Genomic DNA, 23,126 nt, shown 5'->3' with positions numbered 1-23,126 from the left:
GCGCCGGTGCCGTAGCCCATGAGCACGAAGTTGGCCACGTGGATGGGCATGTCCTTGCCCGTAAGCGGGTTCACGCAGTACGCGCCGGTGAACACGCCCTCCTTCTCCAGATCCTCGGCCCCGCGCTTGATGCGGTCCATGTTGGCCACTTCGCGGCAGAAGGCGCGGACCTTTTCGGCCTCTGGGTTGCCCTTGATGAGCTTCTCCACCATGGGATGCTCTGCGGCCAGACTCATGAAGGTGGCTCCGCAGAGGGTGTCGGGTCGTGTTGTGAACACGGTGATGGTTTCGTCCGAGCCCTTGATGCGGAAGGTGAGTTCCGCGCCGACGCTCTTGCCGATCCAGTTCTGCTGCATGGTGATGACGCGCTCGGGCCAGGAGCCCTCAAGGAGCTTCAGGTCTTCCAGCAGCTGGTCGGCGTATGCCGTGATCTTGAAGAACCATTGCTCCAGCTGCTTCTGCTCCACTTCGGCGTCGCAGCGCCAGCACTTGCCCTCTTCCACCTGCTCGTTGGCCAGCACGGTCTTGCAGCCCTCGCACCAGTTCACGGGCGAGTTCTTGCGGTAGGCCAAGCCCTTCTCCAGCATCTGGATGAAGAAGCGCTGCTCCCACTTGTAGTATTCAGGGCGGCAGGTGGCGATTTCGCGCCGCCAGTCGTAGGAATAGCCCAGGCGCTTCAGCTGGGTGCGCATGTCGGCTATGTTGGCGTAGGTCCAGGCGGCGGGGTGCGTCTTGTTCTTTATGGCCGCGTTCTCGGCGGGCAGGCCGAAGGCGTCCCAGCCCATGGGGTGCAGCACGTTGTGGCCGCGCATGCGCTTGTACCGCGCCACCACGTCGCCGATGGAGTAGTTGCGCACATGCCCCATGTGGATCTTGCCCGAGGGGTAGGGGAACATCTCAAGCACATAGTACTTGGGGCGCGAGGAATCGGCCTCCACCTCGAAACAGCGGGTCTCGTTCCAGTTGTTCTGCCACTTCTGCTCAACCTGCTGCGGATCGTACTTGCCGAAACCCATTGTGCGTTTGCCTCCCCTTGAAGCGTGCGGCTATTTCGCCGTGTCGGCCTTTTTGTCGGCCTTTCTGATTATCGGTTTATCGTCCTTGACTTCCGGCTTCTTGTCGATCTTCTTGTCGACGGCGTTGAAGCGGCCCTGATCCACGGCGCGGGCCACGGCATCGAGGATGCCGTTGACAAAGGCGCGCGAATTCTCGTCGCCGAAGCCCTTGGCCAGCTCAATGGCTTCGTTGATGGCCACCTTGAGCGGAATGTCCTGGCGGTAGAGGATCTCGAAGAGAGCCAGGCGCAGAATAGCCAGCTCAACCTTGCCGATGCGGCCGATCTTCCAGTGGTCGGAATGTTTGCCGATGACTTTGTCGATGTCGTCCAGATGCTCGCAGATGCCCATGAACAGCTGGGAGGCAAAGGCGAGCGCCTCCTCTCCTTCGCAGTCCATCACCGCCGGGTTGTCGGCAAAGGTCTGCCGGAGCGAAACCTGGTCGATTTTGAAGGACGGGGCAAAGGCCAATCCGAAGATGACCTGGAAGGCCAGGGTGCGTCCCTGGCGGCGCGAGCCTTTACTCTTGTCGGGTGCAGTCACCGGTTGCTCCTGCCGGGCGGCCTGTGGGACTGCCCGGTGTAACGCCCGCCAGGGGGCGAGCATGCTTGCGCGAATTTATATCTGGGCGGCCACGCGGGCGGTTTCCAGCATGGCCATGGCGGCGTCGACACCCTTGTTGCCGGCCTTGGAGCCTGCGCGCTCAATGGCCTGCTCCAGGTTGTCCGTGGTCAAAACGCCGAAGCCCAGGGGCATGTTGTACTCCATGCTCACAGCGGCCAGGCCCTTGGCGCATTCGTTGACCACCACATCGAAGTGCGGGGTGGCGCCGCGGATCACCGCGCCAACGCAGACGATGCCGTCGTATTTGCCGGAAGCGGCGAGCTTCTTGGCGATGAGCGGCATTTCGAAGGCGCCGGGGATCTTGACCAGGGTGAGGTCCTCGCGGCTGGCGCCGTGACGGGTCAGGGCGTCAACGGCGCCGCCGATGAGCTTGCCCACGATGAAGTCGTTGAAGCGGCTGGCCACGATGGCGACCTTGAGCCCCTTGGCGTCCAGTTGTCCTTCGATGGTTTTGATGTGCGGCATGATCGTCCTCCGTGCGGAAGTATTTGTGGCCTATTTTTGGGCGTCGCCCATGTTGAGCAGATGGCCCATTTTGTCTTTCTTGGTCTGCAGATAACGCTCATTGACGGAGCAGGCGGCCATCTCGATGGGCACGCGCTCCACAACCTTGAGCCCGTAGCCTTCGAGGCCCACGATTTTCTTGGGGTTGTTGGTCATGAGCTTCATCTGGCATACGCCGAGGGACACCAGGATCTGCGCGCCGGTGCCGTATTCGCGCAGGTCAGGCTTGAAGCCCAGCTTTACGTTGGCCTCGACAGTGTCGTAGCCCTCGTCCTGCAGGTGGTAGGCGCGGATCTTGTTGCCCAAGCCAATGCCCCGGCCCTCCTGGCGCATGTACAGAAGCACGCCCGCGTCTTCCTTTTCGATCATGCACATGGCGGCAGCCAGCTGGTCGCCGCAGTCGCAGCGCATGGAGCCGAACACGTCGCCGGTCAAGCATTCGCTGTGCACCCGCACGAGCACCGGCTTGTCCGGGGTGATGTCGCCCTTGAACAGGGCGATGTGCGTGCGGTTGTCGGCCTCGGAATGAAAGGCAGCCGTCTTGAAGTGGCCCCAGCGGGTGGGCATGTCGGCCTCGCCGATTTTGGTGACTGCCTTGCCGCCGTACTTCATGCGGTGCTTGATGAGCTCGGCCACGGAGCAGATCTTCAGGCCGTGCTCGGCTGCGAAGATCTCCAGGTCCGGCATGCGGGCCATCTGGCCGTCGTCGCGCATGATCTCGCAGATGACGCCCGCGGGCTTCATGCCCGCAAGGCGCGAGATGTCGACGCTGCCCTCGGTCTGGCCGGCGCGCACCAGCACGCCGCCGGAGCGGGCGCGCAGGGGGAACACGTGGCCCGGAGTCACCACGTCGCCGACCTTCACGCCGTCGGCCACGGCGGTGAGGATGGTGTGTGAGCGGTCAAAGGCGGAGATGCCAGTGGTGACGCCTTCGCGGGCTTCGATGGAGACGGTGAAGTTGGTGCCGAACTTGGATTCGTTCGACTGGGCCATGAGCGGCAGCTCAAGCTTGTCGATCATGGCTGGCTCCATGGCCAGACAGATGAGCCCGCGCCCGAACTTGGCCATGAAATTGATGATTTCAGGGGTGGTTTTCTCGGCGGCGACAACGAGGTCTCCCTCGTTTTCGCGGTCCTCGTCGTCCACCATGATGACCATCCGGCCCTGCCGGATGTCTTCGATGGCTTCCTCTATGGTGCACAGGGGCATGGATGAACCTCTCTCTTGGGGGCGCGGCGGCAGCTCAAGGCATGCCGGGCCGGATTCTCAAACAACGGAACCTGATCGTTTAGCCCAAAATTCGGCGGCTGTGAAGAGTGAATTTCTGTGTAGAAAATCATGTGGTTGGAGTCTGCCTTGTCTGGTCCGTTGCCTCGGGCGGTCCAGGTGCTGTCAAGGCCGCCTTGCATCGTATGCTGACGGGGGGTATGCCGTGGGCAAGACCCGGCCACGCATGTTCCCCCTGCCGGGCAAGGAGCGCACCATGCAAAAGACCGTTCTGTTCGCTTTCCGCGACGACCCCCTGTGTTTCATTCACGTTTTGCTGAACGCCCTGGACCTGCACGCCAAGGGCTTTCAGGCGGGCATAGTGTTGGAGGGCGCGGCCACGAAGCTGGTTGCGCTTATGACGGAGCCTGGCCACTTCCTGAACCCCCTGTACCTCAAGGCGCGGGAGCGCGGGCTGATTTTCGGGGCTTGCCGGGCCTGTTCGGTCAAGCTGGGAGCCCTTGCGGCAGTGGAGGCAGCCGGGGTGCCCCTGCTCGATGACATGAGCGGGCACCCCGGCGTGGCGGGCTATCAGCAGCAGGGTTTTACCGTCTTGATTTTCTAACGCTCCCCCTTTGGCAGGGGTGCAGGGGGCAGAGCCCCCTGATCCATCCCGCTACTGGCACGCCTTGTCCAGCACCGCCAGCGACGAAGCCAGGCTCGACAGCCCGGACGACCTGGCGAAAAGCACGGGCTTCATGCTGCTGCGGCACATGCGCTTCACCAGGGCGCAGGCTTCATGGCTCACGCAGTCCACAGGGCAGACAACGGCGTCTGCGCGATTGAGCATCTGCTGCAAATGCTGTGATGACTGCTCCATGCCGCCGTCGTGGTGCAGCACTTCGCAGCCGAAACGCTCGCCCAGCATGCGGTACTGGCCCCTGAGTCCGCTGCGGCCTCCAACATAGAGCACGCATTTGCCGCGCAGGCGCGGACAGGGACAGGCGGCGGGATTGTCGCAGGCCGCTCCGCAAGGAGTTTTGGGTTGCAGTCCTTCAAGCAGGGCCAGCTCCAGGGCCTCCACCTCGTGGTCGCGCTCGGTCAGTTGGCCGCGCAGCAGGGACTCCTCGCGGTAATTCGATTCGATGATGCAGGCTTGCCGGCGGGTCTCGGCCTCGGAGAGCACCAGCCGGTCCTGCAGCCGCTCCAACTGGACGCTGAGGGTCTGGCGGTCGCGCTCAAGCTCGGCCACGCTGTGCGACTCTAGCCGCTCGCGCAGGCTGATGCGCTCGCGCTCTGTCTTTTCGCGCCGGGCGCGCTCGTTGGACAGTTCGCGCTCAAGCTCCAGAGTGCGCCGCTTCCACACGGCAACCGCGTTTCGCAGCACGGTCTTGCGCTCGGCCAGGGCGCTTTGCAACTGCTCAACCTGAGCCTGCGCCTCGGATAAACGGCGCAGGTCGGCGCGGGTGCTGGCTCCCACCAAGTGCGAGAGCATGTGCACCTCACCGTAGATCTGGGCCAGCAACTTTTCGCTGGCGCCCTGGTGGCGCATGACGGCCCAGAAGGCGCCGGGGATGTCCCCAGCGTCGGCCATTTCCGCCCAAAGGGTCCAGAGCTGTTCGTCGCCCACAGCCTTGGAGAAGCGTTTCATCTGGCGGCTGAACTTGCGGTCCAGGTATTTCTGAACAATTTTAGCAGGACGCTCCGGCCTTTTGGCCAGGGTTACGAAGCTGCCGTGCAGTTCGTAGTCTGATGCGTTTTGAGGCAGGATGAGCTGCACCCTCGCGGCCAGCTTGCGCAGCTCCGTGGTTGTCAGGCATGTTCCGATGATGGGGCAGTGGTAGTCCGCATGGTCCCACATATTGCGTTTGAGCATTTCAGGCCTCCAGGCGAAAGTGGGGTTGATGTCCTGAGAACAGGCTTTGTTCTCTTGTTTTTTAGGAATGACTTTCAGGTTGAAACAGCACGGCTTCTTTTTAGTTGAAAATGAAGTTCATTGTCAAGTAATTGCTGTATGCCTTGATAACAGGGGCTTTGTCAGTTTTCTTGTCTTGCGGCACAGCGCGCGGCGAGGCTCCTTGCGTTGGTCAGGGAACATTGGCCTGCGGCGGGTTTGGTGGTAGGCTCGCCGGATTGGACTGAAACCACTCAAGCAGCGAGGCGAGGCGAGCCATGAGCGATGCGCTGGTCATCATCGACATCCAGAACGACTATTTTCCGGGCGGGGCCATGGAGCTTGCGGGCGCGGAGGCTGCCGGGCGCGTGGCGGGGGAGGTGCTGGCCCGCTTCCGTCTGGCCCGGTTGCCGGTGGTTCACGTTCGGCACGACAACATCCGGGCTGGCTCCACGTTCTTCTTGCCCGGCACCAAGGGCGCGGAGATCCACCCCCTGGTGGCCGCGCAGGCGGGCGAGCCCGTGGTGACCAAGCATTTCCCGAATTCATTCCGCGACACGGGCCTGCTTGAGATTCTGCATGGCTTTTCGGCCACGCGGTTGACCATTTGCGGCATGATGACGCATATGTGTATCGATACCGGGGTGCGCGCGGCCTTTGACCTGGGGTTTGCCTGTCGGCTTGTGGCTGACGCCTGCGCCACCCGCGAGCTCTCCTTCGGCGGGCGCACGGTGGCTGCGGCGGATGTGCAGGCTGCCTACCTGGCCGCCCTGGGCGCTGTTTTCGCCCAGGTGGCCCCTGCTGCGGAACTTGAGTTGTCCTGATTTTTTTGGAGGAATCTTCATGCGCGTTACTGCCTTCTTCGCCTGCCTGTGCCTGATGCTGCTTTCCGGCTGCCTGCCCAAGTCCAAGGACTGGGTCCACCCGCAGGTCGCCAGCCCGCGCAAGGAGGACCAGCTGTTCCTTGAGGACAGCAAGTTCTGCGAGGATAAGATCGGTGCGCAGCCTCAGGGGCAGGCGCACGACAAGGCCCTGGCCGACTGCCTGTCCCGTTTGGGCTGGCAGCGCAAGGAGTAGGCCATGGAGCCTGGAACAGTCTTCGTCGCCGGGGCCACCGGCTATGTGGGTGGACGGCTGGCCCCGCTGCTGCTTTCGCGCGGGTACGTGGTGCATGCAGGGGTTCGCAGCCCGCGCAAGCTGGCGGCGCGGCCCTGGGGGGCGCATCCGAACCTCAAGGCCCTGCCCGCCGACGTGACGGACAAGGCCAGCCTCGTGGCCGCCATGCGCGGGTGCCAGGCGGCGTTCTACCTGGTGCACTCCATGGGCGCAGGCGGAGACTTCGCCCAGGCCGACCGCGAGGCCGCCAGCAACATGGCCCAGGCCGCAGCCGAGGCCGGGGTTTCGCGCATCATCTATTTGAGCGGCCTGGGGGACGACGCGCCGGGACTTTCCGAGCACCTGCGCTCCCGGTCCGAGGTGGGCCGAATCCTTACGCAGGGCGCGGTGCCTGCCACGGTGCTGCGCGCCGCCGTCATTCTGGGCTCGGGCAGCGCCTCCTTCGAGATCATCCGCAACCTTGTGGAGCGCCTGCCGGTGATGCTCACCCCGCGCTGGGTGCGCACGCGCTGCCAGCCCATCGCCGTAAGCAACGTGCTGGGCTATCTGGTGGGCTGCCTGGAGAATCCGGCCACCACGGGCCAGACCCTGGACATCGGGGGGCCGGACGTCATCACCTACGGCGAATTGTTCCGCACCTACGCCCGGGCCGCGCACATCCGCGCTCCGCTGATCATCCCCCTGCCGCTTTTGACGCCCGCTTTGAGCGCCTTTTGGGTCAACCTCATCACCCCGGTGCCGGCCCACCTCATCCGTCCGCTCATCGAGGGGCTTAAGAACGAGGTGGTCTGCCATGACCGGCGCATCCTCGATTTCGTGCCGCAGGAGCTGCTCTCTTGCCACGACGCAATAGCTCAGGCCCTTTCCGAGGCCGGGCAAGGCCCGGCGCCCAGCTGCTGCTTTGACGCGGGCCAGGCCTGCGCTCCAGATTTTTTGACCAGCCGCACAAGCTGCCCGGCGGAGTGGACCAAGGCTGGCGACGCGCCCTTTGCTGGCGGCACGTTGTTCACGGCAGACTACGCCGCAACCCTGGATGCGCCCGTTGAGCGGGTGTGGGACGCTGTGACGCGCATCGGCGGCGACACGGGCTGGTACGCGGGCGACATTCTGTGGCGCATCCGGGGTCTGGCCGACAAGCTGGTGGGCGGGCCTGGGCATATGCGCGGCCGCCGCGATCCCGAGCAACTGGGGCCGGGCGATGCCCTGGATTTCTGGCGCGTGCTGGATGTGAATCCTGGGCGGCGTCTGCTGCTTTTGGCCGAGATGAAGGTGCCGGGCGCGGCAACCTTGGAACTGCAAATCGAACCCGCGTCGTTCCAGGGGCTGGAGGCCACAAGGATTTCCCTGCTGACCAGCTTCCGCCCGCGTGGGCTGTGGGGCCTGTTGTATTGGTGGAGCATGTACCCGGCCCACGGTCTGCTGTTCCCGGCCATGCTCAGGAATCTGGCCCGCGCTGCGGATGCGCCGCTGCTGGTTGAGCCGCACAAGATTGATCCTTCCCCGACCCAGAAGGCGGGGCGCTCTTGAGCAGGCGCGGCGATGAGCCCCTGCGCGAAGGTTTCACCACCGGCTCCGCAGCCGCTGCGGCGGCGCGGGCGGCAACGCTTTTCGCCCTCACGGGCGAGGTTCCGAAAACCGTCGACATTCCCCTGCCGCCGCCGCACCCGGCGGATGCCGGGCGGCTCACCATCTCCATCGCCAGCGTGGCCGACGACGGCCTGGGCGTGCGCGCCGCAGTGGTCAAGGACGCGGGCGACGACCCGGACGCCACCCACGGCGCGCGCATCGAGGCCCACGTGACGCTGGACCCGGCCTTTTCCGGCGTGGGTCCACACGTGCTCATCGGCGGCGGCGCAGGCGTGGGCCGCGTGACTCTGCCCGGCCTGCCTGTGGAGGTCGGGAGCGCGGCCATCAATCCCGGCCCTCTGGGGCAGATTCGCCAGAGCGTGCTGGAGGTGCTGCCCGACTACTTCAAGGGCATCGCCCTGGTGTTCATCGAAGTGCCGGGGGGCGAGGACATGGCCAAGCACACCCTGAACCCGCGCCTGGGCGTCACGGGCGGCATCTCCATCCTGGGCACGGGCGGCATCGTGCGGCCCTACAGCCACGGAGCCTGGGCCGAGTGCGTCTGCCGCAGCCTGGATGTTGCCAAGGCCGCTGGGCACCTTTGCGCGGTCATGACCACAGGCCGCCGCAGCGAACGCTTCTTCCAGGAGCGCCACCCCTTCACGCCGGACGTCTGCCTGGTGCAGGCGGCGGATTTTTTTGCGCACTCGTTGCGCGCCGCGGCGGAACGGGGCTTCTCCACCGTCATCTGGGCGGTGTTTTTCGGCAAGCTGGTGAAGCAGGCGCAAGGCTTTGAGAGCACCCATGCCCGCTCGGCGGAGCTGGACTTCGGCCTGCTGGCCCGCTGGGCCGCACAGGCTGGCGCGGATGAAGCTGCCGTGGCGGCCATCGCCGGGGCCAACACCGCGTCACAGGCTCTGTCCCTGCTGCCTGTCGAAACGGCCCGCAGGCTTACCTCTCTGCTGGTTGAGCGCGCCAAGGCTGCGGCGGCAAGGCACGTGAAGGGCAGCGCCTGCAAGGGGCTCGACGTGCGGTACGTGGTTTTCGACCTGAACAACGGGACGGACGGCGGCTGCCTGTACGCCGATGCGTCGGACCCGGCGCTGTTTTCAGTAGCCTCCCCCCTTCACCCCGGCGCTGGTTCGCGGTAAGGGAGATTCATGTTCGACAAATCCAAGAACCCTGTCCACGTTGTGGGCCTTCGGCCCGGTGCCCTCACCCCGCCTCCGGGCGTGGAGGATATTCTGTCCCGTGCCCAGGTGCTGGTGGCTGGCCGCAGGCTCCTTGACGCCGCGCCGCGCTGCTGCCGACCGGAGCGCGCCATCCCCATCACAGGCCCGCTTGCGCCCATTCTGGACGACATTGCCCGGGAGCGCGCGGCGGGCAGGGCCGTGGTGGTGCTGGCCGACGGCGATCCGCTGTTCTTCGGCCTGGGCAAACGCCTCATCGAGGCCCTGGGAGCCCGGTTCGTGGTGGTGCATCCCAACCTGTGCACGCTCCAGATGGCCGCTGCACGCGTGGGACTGCCCTGGCACGACGTGCGTGTGGTCTCCCTGCATGGCCGCAGCGACTTCACTCCGCTTTTCGCATCCCTGGCGCGCTTTGAGCGCATCGCCGTGTTCACCGACCCCGAGCACGGTCCGGCGGTCATCGCCCAGGCGCTCTTGGAGCGCGGCGTGGTGGACGCCCAGCTCCTGGTGCTGGAGAACCTGGGCACAGCGGGGGAGACCGTGCGCCGCCTGCGCCTGGAGGAAGCCTGGGACTTGCCGTTCTCCGACCTGAACCTTGTGCTGGTGGAGCGCACCGCGCCCCCGGAAATTCCGCTCATGCTGGGCATCCCGGACCACTACTACTTTCACGAGAAGAACCTCATCACCAAACTGGCCGTGCGCGCCACAGGCCTGGCCATGCTCGGCGTCATGCCCGATTCCGTGGTCTGGGACCTGGGCGCGGGCTGCGGCTCCGTGGCCATCGAGGCTTCGCACCTGGCCCACGAGGGCAGGGTCTTCGCCGTGGAGCGCGAGCCGCGCCGCGCGGCCATGATCCGCGAGAATGTGCGGCGCATCGGGGCCTGGCTGGTGGAGACCGTGCAGGGCGAGATGCCCGAGAGCCTCGTGGAGCTGCCGGACCCGGACCGCGTGTTCTTCGGGGGCGGACTGGGGCAGGACACCCGCGCCCTGGCCCATGCCTGCCGCAGGCTCAAGCCCGGCGGCCGCCTGGTGGTCCACGCCATTTTGCTCGATACGCTCATGCGCGTGAAGGACTACCTGCACACCCACAACTGGAACTTCGGCATCACGCAGCTGCAGGCCAGCACCGCGGACCGTCTGGCGGGCGACATGCGTCTGCGCGCCCAGAACCCGGTGTTCGTCATCTGGGCCGACAAGCCGGCGGCGCCGCAACCGCCATTGCCATGACCGGCGTTGCCGTGCCCGCAGTCGCCGTAACCGGCGCGGCCTGCACGGCGGTCCATGCCCTGAGCGTCCAGGGGCTGGCCCTGGCCCTGCGACTGGGCGGAGACCTCAACGCCCACGTGTACGCGCCGGAACGCCTGGCCGAGGGCGCGCCGGGCGTTCTGCCTTTTGTCAGCCTTTCGGAACTCATGGCCCGGACCTTTGCCAGCTATCCGCGTCATGTTTTCGTGGGAGCAACGGGCATCGCCGTGCGGGCCATCGCGCCGCATCTTGTCAGCAAGGCCAGCGATCCTGCCGTGGCCGTCATCGACCTTGCCGGACGCTTCGCCGTGAGCCTGGTTTCCGGCCACGCGGGCGGGGCCAACGAGCTGGCGCGCGAACTGGCGCGGCTCACCGGCGCCATGGCGGTCATCACCACAGGCACTGATGTCGCAGGCCTGCCGGGCGTGGACGAGTTGGCCGCAGCCAAGGGTATGGCCGTGGCGAACCCGCAGGCCGTGAAGGCCGTTTCCGCCGCGCTTCTGGAAGGCCGGCCCGTGCAGCTTTTCGACCCCGAAGGGCGTCTGCTGGGCGGTGAGGATGCGGGCGGACTTCTGGCCGCTACGCACCCGGACGCCTGGGATGCGGCTGCGCCGGGGGTGTGGTGCCATTGGCGCGCAGGCGGTGAATTCCCGATGACTTTCAGGGTGTATCCGCGCTGCCTGTGCCTGGGGCTGGGTTGCCGCAAGGGCGTGGACGCACGGGAAATTCTTGCGCATGTCGCACAGGTTCTTGCGCAGGCCTCGCTGGCCCAGGAGAGCATCGCCGCAGTGGGCACGGCGACAATAAAGCGTGACGATCCTGGGCTTTGCGCCGCAGCAGCGGCCCTTGGTCCAGAAATTGTATTCTTTGAACCGGAAGCCCTGGCCGGTGTGGAAGCCGCCGGGCAATCCGAGACGGTGCGGCGGCGCACGGGCACCGGGAGCGTGTGCGAGGCGGCGGCCCTGCTGCTTTCTGGCGCGGACGAACTGCTGGCCACGAAGACGAAGACACCGAACGTCACCTGCGCGGTGGCGCTCAAAACAGTCCCAGGTTCGGCGCAAGGCCTTGAGACGAAGCTAGGGGGCATATCGTGCAAGACCAGGTGAGCGAGTACAACATCGTGCACAAGCGCATCACCGTGATCGGGCTTGGCCCCGGCGACGTGGGCCTCCTGGCTCCGCTTGCCCAGGCGGCCCTTCTGCGCGCCCAGGCCATCGTGGGCTACAAGGGCTACATCGGCCTGCTGGAGCCGAAGGTTTTGTACGGGCGCCAGGTGGTGTCCACGGGCATGACCGCTGAAGTGGAGCGCTGCAACGAGGCCATCGATCTGGCGCTGGTGGGCCGTGAAACGGCGGTGGTCTCCAGCGGTGACGCGGGCATATACGCCATGGCTGGCCTGGTGCTGGAACTTCTGGAGGCGCGCGGCCTGTTGGATGTGGTGGAGTTGGAGGTGGTGCCGGGCATTCCGGCGCTCTGCGCCGCCGCAGCGCTGCTTGGCGCTCCGCTGATGCACGACTTCGCCGTGATAAGCCTCTCAGATCTGCTCACCCCGTGGGAGGTCATCGAGAAGCGGCTTCGCGCGGCGGCAGAGGCGGACTTTGTGGTGGTGCTGTACAACCCGCGTTCCGGCAGGCGCACGGACCAGCTGCCCAGAGCTCTGGCAGCGCTGTCGGCGCACAAGCCGGGGACGACCCCTGTGGGGCTGGTGAAGCGGGCCTTCCGCCAAGGGCAGGAGGTCATCGTGACCACCCTGGAGGGGCTCGATGTGCAGGCCGTGGACATGCAGAGCCTTCTGATAGTGGGCAACGCGTCCACAAGGATGGCTGGCGGCCGCATGCTCACTCCGCGCGGTTACGCAGGGAAATATGGGCTGGGAACAAATGGCGGCGCTGTCGGCTCGTGAAAAAAATCCCGGAAAAGTGTGCAGTCTCCCTTGCCAGGAAGCTTTGTTTGGGAGTATCTGCATGACTGTTCGTCTCGGAATGGCTCCCCAGGTACATGGGGAGATGCTTCCATAAGGCTGTGGTAGAGTGGAGTTCTCACGTACGTGAAGAAGGAGGATTGAGAAGCATGAAACGTTCTCTTATCATGAGTTTGGTTGTTGCAGCCCTGGCTTGTGCCATGGCCCTGCCCCTGTATGCCGCCCCGGCCAAAAAGGCCCCGGATGCCGACCTCACCTTCAAGGCCCCCGAGGGCATGAAGATGACCAAGAGCTTGGTGAAGTTCCCGCACAAGAAGCACACTGAAGTGAAGTGCGCCGCTTGTCACCACAAGAAGGACGCCAAGGGCAATGAATACGGCAAGTGCGATTCCAAGGGTTGTCACGACAACCTGACCGCCAAGCAGGGCAAGGATTCCTACTACGCCGCGTTCCACAGCAACGACGTCAAGTCCTGCGTTGGTTGCCACAAGGCCAAGAAGGAAGCCAAGCCGAACGTTCCCACCGCTTGCGACAAGTGCCATCCTAAGGCCTAGTAAAAAGCTCGCTCACCAAGGGGGTTGCGAAAGCGGCCCCCTTTTTTTAACTTTTCCTCCTGGAGGAGAAGACCATGCCGCCGAAGACCTTTTCAAATGACGATGCCCTGGACCTTGACGGCTTGGACCTGAAGCCCTCCGGAGCTAAATCCAAGGCCGCCGAAAGTGATTTCGAGAAAGAGCTGGAAGCCCTCTTCGCCGAGGAGCTGGCCTCCTCTGACGAAACGCCAGCCTCCGCCCCACCTGTGGGCGCGCCGGAATTCGAAGAGGACGCCCTGCTTCTTGACGACCTTGTGGCCGACGCCTCGCCTGCGCACGGCGCCATGTCCGCCGAGGACGAGGACGACATCCTCGATCTCTCGGCCTTCGCCGCTGGCGGCGAGATGGAGCTGGTCCCGCCCGATGAGACTTCCGGCGGCAAGGACGGCGTTATCGACCTTTCCGGCTTGGATGAACTTATTTCCGGCCTGGGCGACAAGAAACCCGCCCCGGAGGCCCCGCGCGAGGTTGAGCCGCTGGACAGCACTGACATGTCCGACCTGCTGGAGACTCTCGACGTGCCCAAGGCCGCAGCCAAACCCGCCCCGACGGGTATTTCGGCTGAGGAACCGGAGGAAGACCTTCTGGAGCTTTCCCTTGGCGATATCGTCGATGAGGCCCCGGAGGTCGAGTCGCTGGTCGCCACGGAAGCGGCTTCGGGCCTTGCTGAGGACATGACCGCCCAAGAGTCCTTGCTTGACCTGACCCTGCCCGACCTGTCCGATCCAGAGCCTGGCCGCGATCTCGTGGCCGAGCAGGAGCAGGCGGACATGGGCGGTGATCTCAACCTTTCCCTGTCAGACTTGGCGGACGAGGCCCCGTCCTCCACCGGTCTGGACCAGCTGCTTGATTCCGGCGATCTGGACATGGCCGGCCTCATGGAGGGCATCGAGTCCTCCGCAGGTGAGCCGGAGCCCGAGGCCGCGTCCGAGCTGTCCCTGGATCCTCAGGACCTGCTGTCGCAGATCCCGGAGCCGGAAGAGCCCGCGGCGATCCTTGATCTGGCCGCGCCTGACTTGCCAGAACCGGCGCTTGAGCCTGTGTTCGAGCCTGCCGCCTCCGTCGCCATGCCCGCAGCAGAGGAAGCGCCCCTGCCGCTGGCTGATGCGGCCCTCGGCGCCGCCGTTGCCGGTGCCGCCGTCATTGGCGCCTCCGTCGTGGCAGCTTCTGGCCAGCCAGCCCAGGCTGCTGTTGTCATGGCTGGGCCTTCCGGCTCGGCTGGCGACCTTGAGCAGCGTCTGGCCGAGCTTGCCACTCAGGTGATGGGCACCAGCGTGGCTGTCGTGCGCCTGGAAGGCAAGTTGGCGGAGCGCGAGAAGACCTTGTCCGAGCTGGAGCAGAGGCTGTTGGACGCCCAGAACGAGGCCGAATCCCTGCGAGACGAGCTCTCCGCTCTGCGTTCGCAGTTGGAGGACAGCCTGAGCGCTCAGGTGGCTGACGCCAAAGCTGCCGCTCAGGCGGCTGCGGACAAGGCTGAGGCTCTAACCTCCCGTGTGGACGCTGCCGAGAGGGCCGCCGCCGGAGAGGGCGAGCGCCTGGCTCTGCTTGAAGACCGTCAGACCCAGTTGGATCGCGAGATCTTCTCCGAGATCTCCCGTGCCGTCCCGCGAGAGGCCGCCCGCGTCATCCGCGAGGAGATCGCGCACCTGGCTGCGTCCATGCGCGACGAATAGAAGACGTTGCGGCGCAACGGGCCGACCGTTGAACCGATCACCAAACAAGAAAGGCCGTCTCCGCTAGGGGGACGGCCTTCTTTTCGTGCTGAAGCAGGCTGTCAGATCGCGCTGACAGGAACCAGCACGGTGACGGGCTCCACAATGTCAAAGGAGTGCGTGGACTCGATGAGGCGGTAGATGTTGGTCTCGTTCAGCTCCGCGTCCTTGGCCAATAACAGCATGCCGTCCACGGAGACGATGCTTTCCTCAAGGATCATGTTGGCCTTGAGTTCGCGCATGGTGACCCGGCGGCGGATGTAGCCCGTGTCCACGGGGATGGTGGTCTCAAAGGCCTTGAGGATTTCCGGGTCGTAGATGCCCTTGGTGCCGAGCATTTGGGTGAAGATGGCCGGGGCCGGCAGGCCGCGGTTCAGCAGCATGTCGTAGTCCAGCACGATCTTGAGCACCCGTGCGCCAAAGGGCGGCGAGGCGTCGTAGCGGGCGTGCTGCTTTTTGATGATCTCGGACACCAGGGCCATGCGCGGGATGTTGGCCAGCACGCCAGCGCCTACGGTGGGGTGGTTTTCGAAAAGCCTGCGCTCGTCCGGAGCGAGGTCCTTGCCCCCGGCGATCTTGTCCAGCACGGCCTTGGGCAGCGAGACGCACCCGATGTGCGAGAGCATGGCGGCCATGTCCACTTCCCAAAACTGCGGGATGAGGATGACCTTGGACAAGCGGTGCACCAGGCCGCGGATGCGTAGCGCGCGCCCGAAGGCTGCCGGGTTTGCAAGGCTCAAAACATCGGTCAGGGCCTGCACGGCTCCGTGGAGCGTGTCTTCTAGAAAGCTTTGCTCCGCGGTTTCAAGCTTGTACTGCTCAAGCCCCGCGTTAAGGTGCGCGGTGAGGGCGTCGACGGACGCGGGCTTCGTCACCACGCGAAAGGCCTTGCCGTCCTCAACCGCGTTCAGGGCCAGGTCCAGGTCTGTGCGCTGCACCATGAGTATGCCTACGGTCTGCGGGTGGGCCGTCCTGATTGCTGTGAGCAGGGCCACGCCATCGCGTTTGGCGAGCTTGAGGTCTGTCAGCACCACGTCGAAGGGACCTGAGGCGCGCACCGCCTTGAGGGCTTCCTCCGGGCCAACCACGGCCTCCATGTCGAACCGCTTGGCCAGCCGCTCGTTTGTGCTGCCCAGCGGATTGGCTGCGCCTTCAACCATAAGAATCTTACCCGGCATCTGTCCTCCTGGGGCATGTCCCCTGCGGCAAGGCAACCGCGCTTTCTGTCGACATGCATACTGCGGCCTTTGCCGCAAGGCAACTGCGCAGCGTGCGGTTGGGCACGCCTGGCAGTCTTCGCACCTTGATGGACTCGACGAAGGGGGGGGCGGCGTGGTATGGTATGCGGACTAAACAAAGGGGGAGGGGCCTTGCCGGTTTTTTCCTCTTTCCCGCCCGGGGTCTTCCGCGTGGTGCGGTCACGGCCATTTCCCACCGGGCGGGTTTTTCGGATAGCCAAGCCGGGCCGAGCGTCCGGAGCCAAAGGAAGCGGTCATGGATTCGCTTGAGAAGCAGGCCCTGCAGGTGGCCAAGGAAATCGTGGTCAAATTTATTGAGGTGGGCCGCATCTCCCCGGCCAATTTCGCCGAGCATTTCTCGGAAATCTATTGCGAAGTTCTTACCACAGTGTCCGGCGGCGGCGTTTGCGACCCGGAAGCGGCGGAGACGAAGAAGAAAGGCGTTTAGCCCATGCAGCGTTCGCCTTCCCCGGAGCAGATGCAGCGCGATCAGCTGCACGGCAGGCAAGTTGCCGCCATGTTCGGCCGCATCGCCCGCTGGTACGATTTTCTCAACCACACCTTGAGCCTGGGCCTGGACATCTACTGGCGCTGGAGGCTGGCCCGCGTGGCCCTGCCGAAGCCCGGCGGGGTTGTGCTGGACTTGGCCGCAGGCACGCTTGACGTGGCTCTGGCGCTCATTCGCCAGTACCCTGGCATCCGCGTGGCCGCTGTGGACTACACCCTGCCCATGCTGGTGCACGGCAAGCTGAAGCTTACCGGCGGGCTTGAGGACCGCATCCTGCCCGCCCAGGGCGACGGGCGCAAGTTGCCCCTGCCCGACGAGTCCATGGACGCGGCCACCATCGCCTTCGGCATTCGCAACATCCGTCCGCGCATGGCCGCCCACAAGGAAGTGCTGCGGGTGCTCAAGCCCGGTGGCCGTTTCTGCATCCTGGAGTTCGGCACCGGCAGGCGCAAGGTCTGGGGCGGATTGTACAATTTTTATCTGGACAAGGTGCTGCCGTCGGTGGGCAGTCTGTTCTCCGGCGACCGCGCTGCGTACCGCTATCTGGCCGAGACCATTCGCGAGTTCCCGGATGAGCGTCAATTATCCCGTGAGCTTATGGATGCCGGGTATGCGCGCGTGTTTCACGTTGCCATGCTTTCGGGCATCGTGTACCTGCATGTGGCGGAAAAGGCGTGTGCTCCCGCAGCCGAAACGGCGCCTGAAGGCTGCGCCGGAAACGTCGCAGACGCCAGGGAAGACGGCGGCGTGCTGCGCTGCTTCACGCCAGACGATCCGGGCAAGGCGCCCAGCGCGGACGAGTAGAACGCTGGCGGGCCGGGGCGAGGATTTTACAGAAAGGACCGGCCCAGGGCCACCATCAGAACGCCCAGGATCATGGACGTGAGGCCCAGAACGCGCAGGGCGCGGGGCGGTCGGCTGGCCAGGGTGAGCAGCACCGAAGGCATACGCTCGGCCAGGAGAAAATAGGGCAGGCCCTCCATGAGGAAGGCCAGGCCAAGGGCCATGAAGAAGAGCGACCAGTCGAGGTTCATGGGCCCCCTTGTATCCGCGCGGACGCTGGTTGTCCACCGGACGGGGCGCCTGGGGATTTCGGGGAAGGAACGAACATGGGGTTGAAGACAAGCCTTGAGGATCTGCGCGGCGGACGCGCGAGCATTGCGGTTGTGGGCCTGGGTTACGTTGGCTTGCCTTTGGCCGTGGCCTTGTCGCGCCACTTCCCGGTCATCGGGTTCGATATTTCGCAGAAGCGCGTGGACGAGCTGGCCGCAGGCAGCGACCGCACCGGCGAGGTGCTGCCCAACGACCTCGTCAGCGCCAAGGTGGCCTTCACCTGCGACCCCACGCGCCTGAAAGACGCGGCGGTCATCATCGTCGCCGTGCCTACGCCCATCGACGAGCACCGCGCCCCGGACCTGCGCCCGGTCATCGGCGCCTCGCGCACCGTTGGCGGAAATCTCGCCCCTGGCGCGGTGGTGGTGTACGAGTCCACCGTGTACCCCGGCCTGACCGAAGAAGTCTGCGTGCCCCTGCTGGAGGAGGCTTCCGGCCTCAAGTGCGGCGAGGGTTTCTTCGTGGGCTACTCGCCGGAGCGCATCAACCCCGGCGACCGCGCGCACACGCTTGAGACCATCGTCAAGGTGGTGGCCGGACAGGATGAGCCCACGGCGGACCTGCTGGCCGGAATGTACGGCGCGGTGGTCAAGGCCGGCACCTACCGGGCGTCCAGCATCAAGGTGGCCGAGGCCGCGAAGGTCATCGAGAACACCCAGCGCGACCTGAACATCGCCCTCATGAACGAGCTGGCCGTGATCTTCGACCGCATGGGCATCGACACCCTTGAGGTGCTGGAGGCAGCAGGCACCAAATGGAATTTTCTGCCTTTCCGGCCCGGCCTGGTGGGCGGCCACTGCATCGGCGTGGACCCGTACTACCTGACCTTCAAGGCCCAGGCACTGGGCTTCTCACCCCGGGTCATCCTGGCTGGCCGCGCCATCAACGACGGCATGGGCAAGTTCATCGCCGAGACCTGCGTGAAGAAGCTCATCGACGGCGATGTGAAGGTCAAGGGCGCGCGCGTGGGCGTTCTCGGCTTCACCTTCAAGGAGAACGTTCCCGACCTGCGCAACACCAGGGTCATCGACGTGGTGCGCGAGCTTGAGGAGTACGGCATCAAGGTGCTGACCCACGACCCCATGGCCGACGCCGACGAGGCGCGCCACGAGTACGGCATCGCCCTTTCGCCCCTGGCCGAGCTGCGCAGCCTGGACGCGCTGGTTCTGGCCGTGGCGCACAAGGACTACGTGGAGCTCGGCTTCGAAGATCTGCGCGGCTGGTTTCGTGAAGGCTCCGCGCCCTTGGTGCTGGACGTGAAGGGGCATTTCGACCCCGCCGCGGCCTTGGCTGCGGGCTTCAAGCTCTGGCGGCTGTAGGCCTCGCCATGCCTGTTTTGGTCGTCGCCGCCACGGGGATGGAGCTTGGCTCTGCCCTGAAGGTGCAGGTGGACGCCCCGCAGGGCAGGGTCTTTGAACTTTCCGCCTTTGGCCGCCCTGTGCTGGCCCTGGTGACGGGCATCGGCGTGGTCAATTCCGCCCTGGCCCTGGGCCGGGCGTTGGAGCGGCGCGATGTCTCCGGGGTGCTGAGCCTGGGCGTGGCGGGCAGCTTCGACCTGGCCGCGCATCCGCTCGGCTCGGTGCGGCTGGCGACGGAGGAGATCTGGCCGGAGTTCGGCCTGCTGCCCTCAGGCCAGTGCGCGGCAGACGCGCGGGGCTTGGGCTTTTCCTTGAACGGCGTGGCAGTCTCGGATGAGGCCGCAATTTTTGAACGCCTGGTCTGGGACGCGCATGCCGGGGCCAGGGCGATGGGGCTCAATCCGGCTGGCCTGGCCTGTGCGGCGAGCCTCACGGTGAGCGGCGTCACGGCGGACCCGGCGCGGGCGCGGGAGCTTTTTCAGCGCTTCGGCGCGGGCCTGGAGAACATGGAAGGCTTTGCCCTGGCCTATGCCGCGCGGCTGGCAGGGACGCCCTTCGCGGAGCTTCGCGCGGTGTCCAACGCCGTGGGCGCGCGCCCGCCGGAAGCCTGGGATTTGCCCGGAGCGCTTGCCGCCCTTGGCCGGGCAGCGCAACAAATTTTGGCTCCCTAGGCGGAGCCCGGACAGAAACGGCAGCACACTTCAACCAGCGGACGTGGTTACGGCATGAACGAAATGCGCGCTTATTTCGCCCGGGAGATTCCCGGCATCAACGCCTTCCTCGCGGCGGAAGCGGACAAGCTCGACGGACTGGTGCGCGATGTGGCCCGCCATGTGCTGCTTTCCGGCGGCAAGCGCATCCGCCCCATGCTGACCATCCTCTTTGCCAGGGCCTATGGCCACAGCAAGGACGATCAGCTGGGCATCTCCTGCGCCCTGGAAATGCTGCACACGGCCACGCTGCTGCACGACGACGTGCTGGACCAGGCGGAGACGCGCCGGGGCCAGACATCGGCCCATGTGGCCTTCGGCGTCACCGAAACCATCCTGGCGGGCGACATCCTGCTGGCCCTGGCCAACAAGATCGGCGCTGACTACGATATTCCGAGGCTCAACGGCCTGCTTGCCCGCGGCATCATGGCCACCGCAGAGGGCGAGATTCTGGAGCTGGCGCACACGGCCCGGCCCACGGTGGACCGTCAGACCTATCTCGACATCATCATCGGCAAGACGGCCAAGCTTATTGAGACCGCCTGCCGCTGCGGAGCGGCCCTCGCCAGCCGCGACCGCACCCTTGAGGATCAGGCCGGGAACTTCGGCCTGAACCTGGGCATCGCCTTCCAGCTGGTGGACGACGCCCTGGACTACACCATTTCCGAGAGCGAGATGGGCAAGCCCGCAGGGGGCGACCTGCGCGAGGGCAAGATGACCCTGCCCCTGATCCTGTACCTGGAGTCCTTGCCAGAGGTGGAGGCCCGGGAGCTCCTGGCCGGGCTGCGGGAAAAGCGGTTGACCGAAGCGGAGGCCGGGCGCATAGTGGCGCAAGTTCGGGAAAAAGGCTTGGCCGAGCAGACCCGTGAGGCTGCACGAGGCTACATTGACGCCGCCCTGCGCGAACTGGACGCGTTGCCTGCATCGCCTGAGCGCGTGGTCCTGGCCCAGGCTGCGGAGTACGTTCTCACCAGACGCAAGTGACCGGGGGGCCGATGGCCGGGAATCTGCTGCTCAATTCGCCGCACCTGCTCCAGAAAATCTCCCTGTCGCCGGTGATGCTCCGGCTCATGCAGGAAGCCATCAAGCCGGAACCCGACTTCGCCGTCATGGGCGAGACCATCCGGCTCGACCCGGCCCTGGCCACCACGGTGTTGAACCTCGTCAACTCCGCCTTCTACGGCCTGCCTCAAAAGGTGACGGACCTGCACCGCGCCGCCCTGGTGCTCGGCAGCCGCGAAATCCTCAAGGTTGCCGTGTCCATGACCCTGCACAAGGATCTGGAGCACGGCTTCCCGGAATGCCATTACGATTTCTATCCCGACTGGCGGCTCATCGTCTGGTCGTCCATTGCTGCGGAAATGCTGGCGGCCCGTTTGTGCCCGGAGCAGGCCGATCAGGCTTACCTTTGCTGCCTGCTGAAGGATGTTTCGCTTCTGTTTTTGCGTTGCGCGGCCAAGGAATATCTGCCCGAGCCGGAGCAGCGCGACCGCATCACCGTGCTTTCCAAGGGCCAGCTCGCGAAGGAGGCCGAGGCCTGGGGCATGAACCACGCGGCGCTTTCGCAGATGCTGCTGGTGCGCTGGGGCCTTCCGGCGGAGATGTGCGAGAGCGTGCGCTTCCACCATGTCGTTGACTCCCTGGCTGATCAGCCTCCCCTGACGCAATCCGTCATCCTGGCAACCCAGTGGTCCGAGATGGAGTTGGGCCACGCCAGCGGACCCTTCGGGGTGGTGCAGTTCGAAGGGCTTTTGCGCACGGTGCTGGGCCTCTCCGAGCGTGAGGTGGACGCCCTGCGGACAGAATGCCTGGGCAAGTTCCGCTCCATGCTCAAATCTTTGGGCATTGCCGAGGGCGAGGAGAACCGCCCGTATTACCGCCATTCGGTGAAGATTATGCAGGGCTACTGCTTCCTCAGCATGGACCTGCTCACCGCCGAGGGCGGGCTGACCTCGGTTACGCGCGTGCTGGGCAAGCACATCAAGCTCAACTGGGACGTGAAGAGCTGGGACGTGGCCCTCAAGTCTCCCCACGACGACGGCTACCGGCTGTTTCACCTGACGCCACAGGGCCGCTTGGAGAGCGCCGATGGCGTGCATCAGGCCTCGGACATTCCCTGGAGAATCCGAACCCAGGGCATGGAGATCAGCTCCTCGGGCAAGCGCCTGGGCGAGCTGCGCCTGGGCGAGGCCAACCTGCCCAAGGAGGAGTGGGAGAATCTGGCCCTGTACCTGCGTTTCTTTGGCCAGGGGTTCGAGCACTACAGCGCCCGCCAGGCCGTGCTTGAGGAGAAGGCCCTGGCCTTTGACAAGATCCCCATCGGCGTGGCCCGGCTGGACACGGCAGGGCGTGTGGTTGAGGGCAACGGCAGGCTGGATGAGTACTTGAGCCTGGACGCCCCGGCCAGGGGGCGGCTTCTGGGTGAGCTGCTCGCCAACCGTTTGCCGCGCGAGACCAGCGCGGAGTTTGCGAATTTCGTGGGCGACCCTGCGCGCAAGAGCTTTGGGAAGATCGACTATTTCCTGGGCAAGGCCCAGGACGGCTGCATGCAGGACGGTGCGCTGTACCTCTCGGCCCACCGTGCAGAGGACGGCGGAATTCTGGCCCTGCTGGAGGATCTGCGCGAGCTTTCCCAGGTGGAGGTGCAGACCCTGCGGCGCAAGAGTTTTCTGGAGCGGCTCATCGGCTCCATGCAGGAGCTTGTGCTCACCGTTGCGGCCAGCGGGGTCATCGAGTTTTGCTCGCGGCCGGAGCTGGGTCTGGTGGGCCGCATGTTCTTCAAGGTGTTCTCTCCGGCGGATACCTGCGTGGAGGTGTGGAACCCGGTGCTTTTGAACTCCGAGGGCCAGCCCCACGTTGAGGTCGTTCTGAGGGCCATGGGCGGGGCGGAGCTGCCCTTTGAGCTTTCCTTCGCGCCCCTTGGCGGCAAGCCGGGCGGCGACCAGGAGCTGGCCCGCGAGTGCCTGGTGGTGGGGCGCGACCTGACCCAGATCCGCCGCCTTGAGGCCAAGCTCAAGATGCGGGCCATGCTCGACGGCCTCACCGGGCTGTACAACCATTATCAGTTCCACACCACCCTGGAGCGCGAGGTGAGCCGTTGCCGGCGCACGGGCCGCAGCATGGGCATGGTGTTTTTTGATCTGGACATGTTCAAGGACGTCAACGACAACCAGGGCCACATCGCGGGCGACAACGTGCTGCGCAGCGTGGGCTCCATGCTGCTGAATCTGGTGCGCCAAGGCATGGACTTTCCCTGCCGGTACGGCGGCGACGAGTTCGCCGTCATTGTCACCGAGGTGGCCGAGGACCGGCTTAAGGCCATTGCCCAGCGCATTATTTCCGACGTGCGCGAACAGTTTAAGGGGCTTGTCACCGTGAGCCTGGGCGTGTCCATGCTGCGCGGGGACGACACCCCGCAGACCCTGCTCAAGCGGGTGGACAATCTGGCTTATCAGGCCAAGGCTTCCGGGGGCGACGCCCTTGTGGGCGACTAGCCCCCCGGCCATGCTGCTATATGTTTGAAAGCTGAAACACGCTAGAAACGGCCAGGAGTCTGGCTTTTGAAGGAGAGCT

23 protein-coding genes are annotated in these 23,126 nt (G+C 65.2%); 16 read left to right on the top strand and 7 right to left on the bottom strand.

The window, feature by feature from the left end; all coding sequences use genetic code 11:
* The 4 genes from Q8O35_RS06625 to Q8O35_RS06610 form a co-directional block, all read right to left on the bottom strand.
* On the bottom strand, positions 1-1,016 hold a 1,016-nt coding region (locus Q8O35_RS06625), incomplete at its 3' end, for a class I tRNA ligase family protein (protein WP_305571854.1).
* A gap of 30 nt (positions 1,017-1,046) precedes the next feature.
* On the bottom strand, positions 1,047-1,598 hold the full coding sequence (nusB, locus tag Q8O35_RS06620) for a transcription antitermination factor NusB (RefSeq protein WP_371133102.1): 552 nt from the start codon (positions 1,596-1,598) through the stop codon (positions 1,047-1,049).
* Between the two features lie 75 nt (positions 1,599-1,673).
* A complete protein-coding gene (gene ribE, locus Q8O35_RS06615) occupies positions 1,674-2,144 on the bottom strand; it encodes a 6,7-dimethyl-8-ribityllumazine synthase (RefSeq protein ID WP_305571853.1) in 471 nt (156 codons plus the stop codon).
* Between the two features lie 30 nt (positions 2,145-2,174).
* Positions 2,175-3,392, bottom strand: coding sequence for a bifunctional 3,4-dihydroxy-2-butanone-4-phosphate synthase/GTP cyclohydrolase II (locus tag Q8O35_RS06610; protein ID WP_305571852.1), 1,218 nt, complete (start codon positions 3,390-3,392; stop codon positions 2,175-2,177).
* 274 nt (positions 3,393-3,666) lie between these two features.
* Here Q8O35_RS06610 and Q8O35_RS06605 point away from each other — a divergent pair, with 274 nt between their 5' ends.
* On the top strand, positions 3,667-4,014 hold the full coding sequence (locus Q8O35_RS06605; RefSeq protein WP_305571851.1) for a cytoplasmic protein: 348 nt from the start codon (positions 3,667-3,669) through the stop codon (positions 4,012-4,014).
* 51 nt (positions 4,015-4,065) lie between these two features.
* Here the strand turns inward: Q8O35_RS06605 and Q8O35_RS06600 are convergent, their stop codons facing one another.
* Positions 4,066-5,265: a DUF2325 domain-containing protein gene (locus Q8O35_RS06600; protein ID WP_305571850.1), complete on the bottom strand. Its 1,200-nt coding sequence runs from the start codon at positions 5,263-5,265 to the stop codon at positions 4,066-4,068.
* A 296-nt stretch (positions 5,266-5,561) separates the two neighbouring features.
* Between Q8O35_RS06600 and Q8O35_RS06595 the strand changes: the two genes are divergently transcribed.
* The 9 genes from Q8O35_RS06595 (at position 5,562) to Q8O35_RS06555 (ending at position 14,587) form a co-directional block, all read left to right on the top strand.
* Positions 5,562-6,107, top strand: coding sequence for a cysteine hydrolase family protein (locus Q8O35_RS06595; RefSeq protein ID WP_305571849.1), 546 nt, complete (start codon positions 5,562-5,564; stop codon positions 6,105-6,107).
* Between the two features lie 19 nt (positions 6,108-6,126).
* Complete coding sequence (locus Q8O35_RS06590) at positions 6,127-6,360, top strand: hypothetical protein (protein ID WP_305571848.1); 234 nt, start codon at positions 6,127-6,129, stop codon at positions 6,358-6,360.
* Positions 6,361-6,363: 3 nt separating this feature from the next.
* Positions 6,364-7,926, top strand: a complete 1,563-nt coding sequence (locus tag Q8O35_RS06585) for an SDR family oxidoreductase (protein WP_305571847.1) — start codon at positions 6,364-6,366, stop codon at positions 7,924-7,926.
* Positions 7,923-9,116 carry a cobalt-precorrin-5B (C(1))-methyltransferase CbiD gene (gene cbiD / locus Q8O35_RS06580; RefSeq protein ID WP_305571846.1) on the top strand — a complete coding sequence of 398 codons (1,194 nt, stop codon included), beginning with the start codon at positions 7,923-7,925 and terminating at the stop codon, positions 9,114-9,116. The genes Q8O35_RS06585 and cbiD overlap by 4 nt, the downstream gene beginning before the upstream one ends.
* Before the next feature lie 9 nt (positions 9,117-9,125).
* Entirely contained in the window at positions 9,126-10,382 is a 1,257-nt protein-coding gene (gene cbiE / locus Q8O35_RS06575; protein WP_305571845.1) for a precorrin-6y C5,15-methyltransferase (decarboxylating) subunit CbiE, read from the top strand.
* The gene (locus Q8O35_RS06570) at positions 10,379-11,506 is read left to right on the top strand and encodes a cobalt-precorrin 5A hydrolase (RefSeq protein ID WP_305571844.1); all 1,128 of its coding nucleotides are present in this window, start codon (positions 10,379-10,381) and stop codon (positions 11,504-11,506) included. Before cbiE ends, Q8O35_RS06570 begins: the two co-directional genes overlap by 4 nt.
* Positions 11,491-12,303: a precorrin-3B C(17)-methyltransferase gene (cobJ, locus tag Q8O35_RS06565; RefSeq protein ID WP_305571843.1), complete on the top strand. Its 813-nt coding sequence runs from the start codon at positions 11,491-11,493 to the stop codon at positions 12,301-12,303. Before Q8O35_RS06570 ends, cobJ begins: the two co-directional genes overlap by 16 nt.
* A gap of 167 nt (positions 12,304-12,470) precedes the next feature.
* Positions 12,471-12,875 carry a cytochrome c3 family protein gene (locus Q8O35_RS06560; protein WP_305571842.1) on the top strand — a complete coding sequence of 135 codons (405 nt, stop codon included), beginning with the start codon at positions 12,471-12,473 and terminating at the stop codon, positions 12,873-12,875.
* A gap of 74 nt (positions 12,876-12,949) precedes the next feature.
* Positions 12,950-14,587 carry a hypothetical protein gene (locus Q8O35_RS06555; RefSeq protein ID WP_305571841.1) on the top strand — a complete coding sequence of 546 codons (1,638 nt, stop codon included), beginning with the start codon at positions 12,950-12,952 and terminating at the stop codon, positions 14,585-14,587.
* A 101-nt stretch (positions 14,588-14,688) separates the two neighbouring features.
* Here Q8O35_RS06555 and Q8O35_RS06550 read toward each other — a convergent pair whose 3' ends face one another.
* Entirely contained in the window at positions 14,689-15,804 is a 1,116-nt protein-coding gene (locus tag Q8O35_RS06550; RefSeq protein ID WP_305571840.1) for an HD domain-containing phosphohydrolase, read from the bottom strand.
* A 316-nt stretch (positions 15,805-16,120) separates the two neighbouring features.
* Between Q8O35_RS06550 and Q8O35_RS06545 the strand changes: the two genes are divergently transcribed.
* Together Q8O35_RS06545 and Q8O35_RS06540 are read left to right on the top strand one after the other, a co-directional pair.
* A complete protein-coding gene (locus Q8O35_RS06545) occupies positions 16,121-16,312 on the top strand; it encodes a hypothetical protein (protein ID WP_305571839.1) in 192 nt (63 codons plus the stop codon).
* A 3-nt stretch (positions 16,313-16,315) separates the two neighbouring features.
* Positions 16,316-17,176 (top strand): ubiquinone/menaquinone biosynthesis methyltransferase, encoded by an 861-nt coding sequence (locus Q8O35_RS06540; protein ID WP_305571838.1) that lies wholly within the window; start codon positions 16,316-16,318, stop codon positions 17,174-17,176.
* Positions 17,177-17,202: 26 nt separating this feature from the next.
* Here Q8O35_RS06540 and Q8O35_RS06535 read toward each other — a convergent pair whose 3' ends face one another.
* Positions 17,203-17,406, bottom strand: coding sequence for a DUF2065 domain-containing protein (locus Q8O35_RS06535; protein ID WP_305571837.1), 204 nt, complete (start codon positions 17,404-17,406; stop codon positions 17,203-17,205).
* Positions 17,407-17,481: 75 nt separating this feature from the next.
* On the opposite strand from Q8O35_RS06535, the gene Q8O35_RS06530 reads away from it, so the two are divergent.
* From Q8O35_RS06530 to Q8O35_RS06515, 4 genes are read left to right on the top strand one after another with little or no spacing between them, the layout of a single operon-like run.
* Entirely contained in the window at positions 17,482-18,804 is a 1,323-nt protein-coding gene (locus Q8O35_RS06530) for a nucleotide sugar dehydrogenase (RefSeq protein WP_305571836.1), read from the top strand.
* Between the two features lie 8 nt (positions 18,805-18,812).
* The gene (gene mqnB, locus Q8O35_RS06525) at positions 18,813-19,514 is read left to right on the top strand and encodes a futalosine hydrolase (RefSeq protein ID WP_305571835.1); all 702 of its coding nucleotides are present in this window, start codon (positions 18,813-18,815) and stop codon (positions 19,512-19,514) included.
* 54 nt (positions 19,515-19,568) lie between these two features.
* Complete coding sequence (locus Q8O35_RS06520) at positions 19,569-20,537, top strand: polyprenyl synthetase family protein (RefSeq protein WP_305571834.1); 969 nt, start codon at positions 19,569-19,571, stop codon at positions 20,535-20,537.
* 11 nt (positions 20,538-20,548) lie between these two features.
* Positions 20,549-23,047, top strand: coding sequence for a GGDEF domain-containing protein (locus Q8O35_RS06515; RefSeq protein WP_305571833.1), 2,499 nt, complete (start codon positions 20,549-20,551; stop codon positions 23,045-23,047).
* The last annotated feature ends 79 nt before the right edge of the window (positions 23,048-23,126 follow it).

Origin of the sequence: Humidesulfovibrio sp. (assembly GCF_030689645.1) — a bacterium.
Lineage (GTDB): Bacteria > Desulfobacterota > Desulfovibrionia > Desulfovibrionales > Desulfovibrionaceae > Humidesulfovibrio.
Note: the sequence above shows the minus strand (reverse complement) of the source record. Positions and strands in the feature narration are given on the sequence as shown.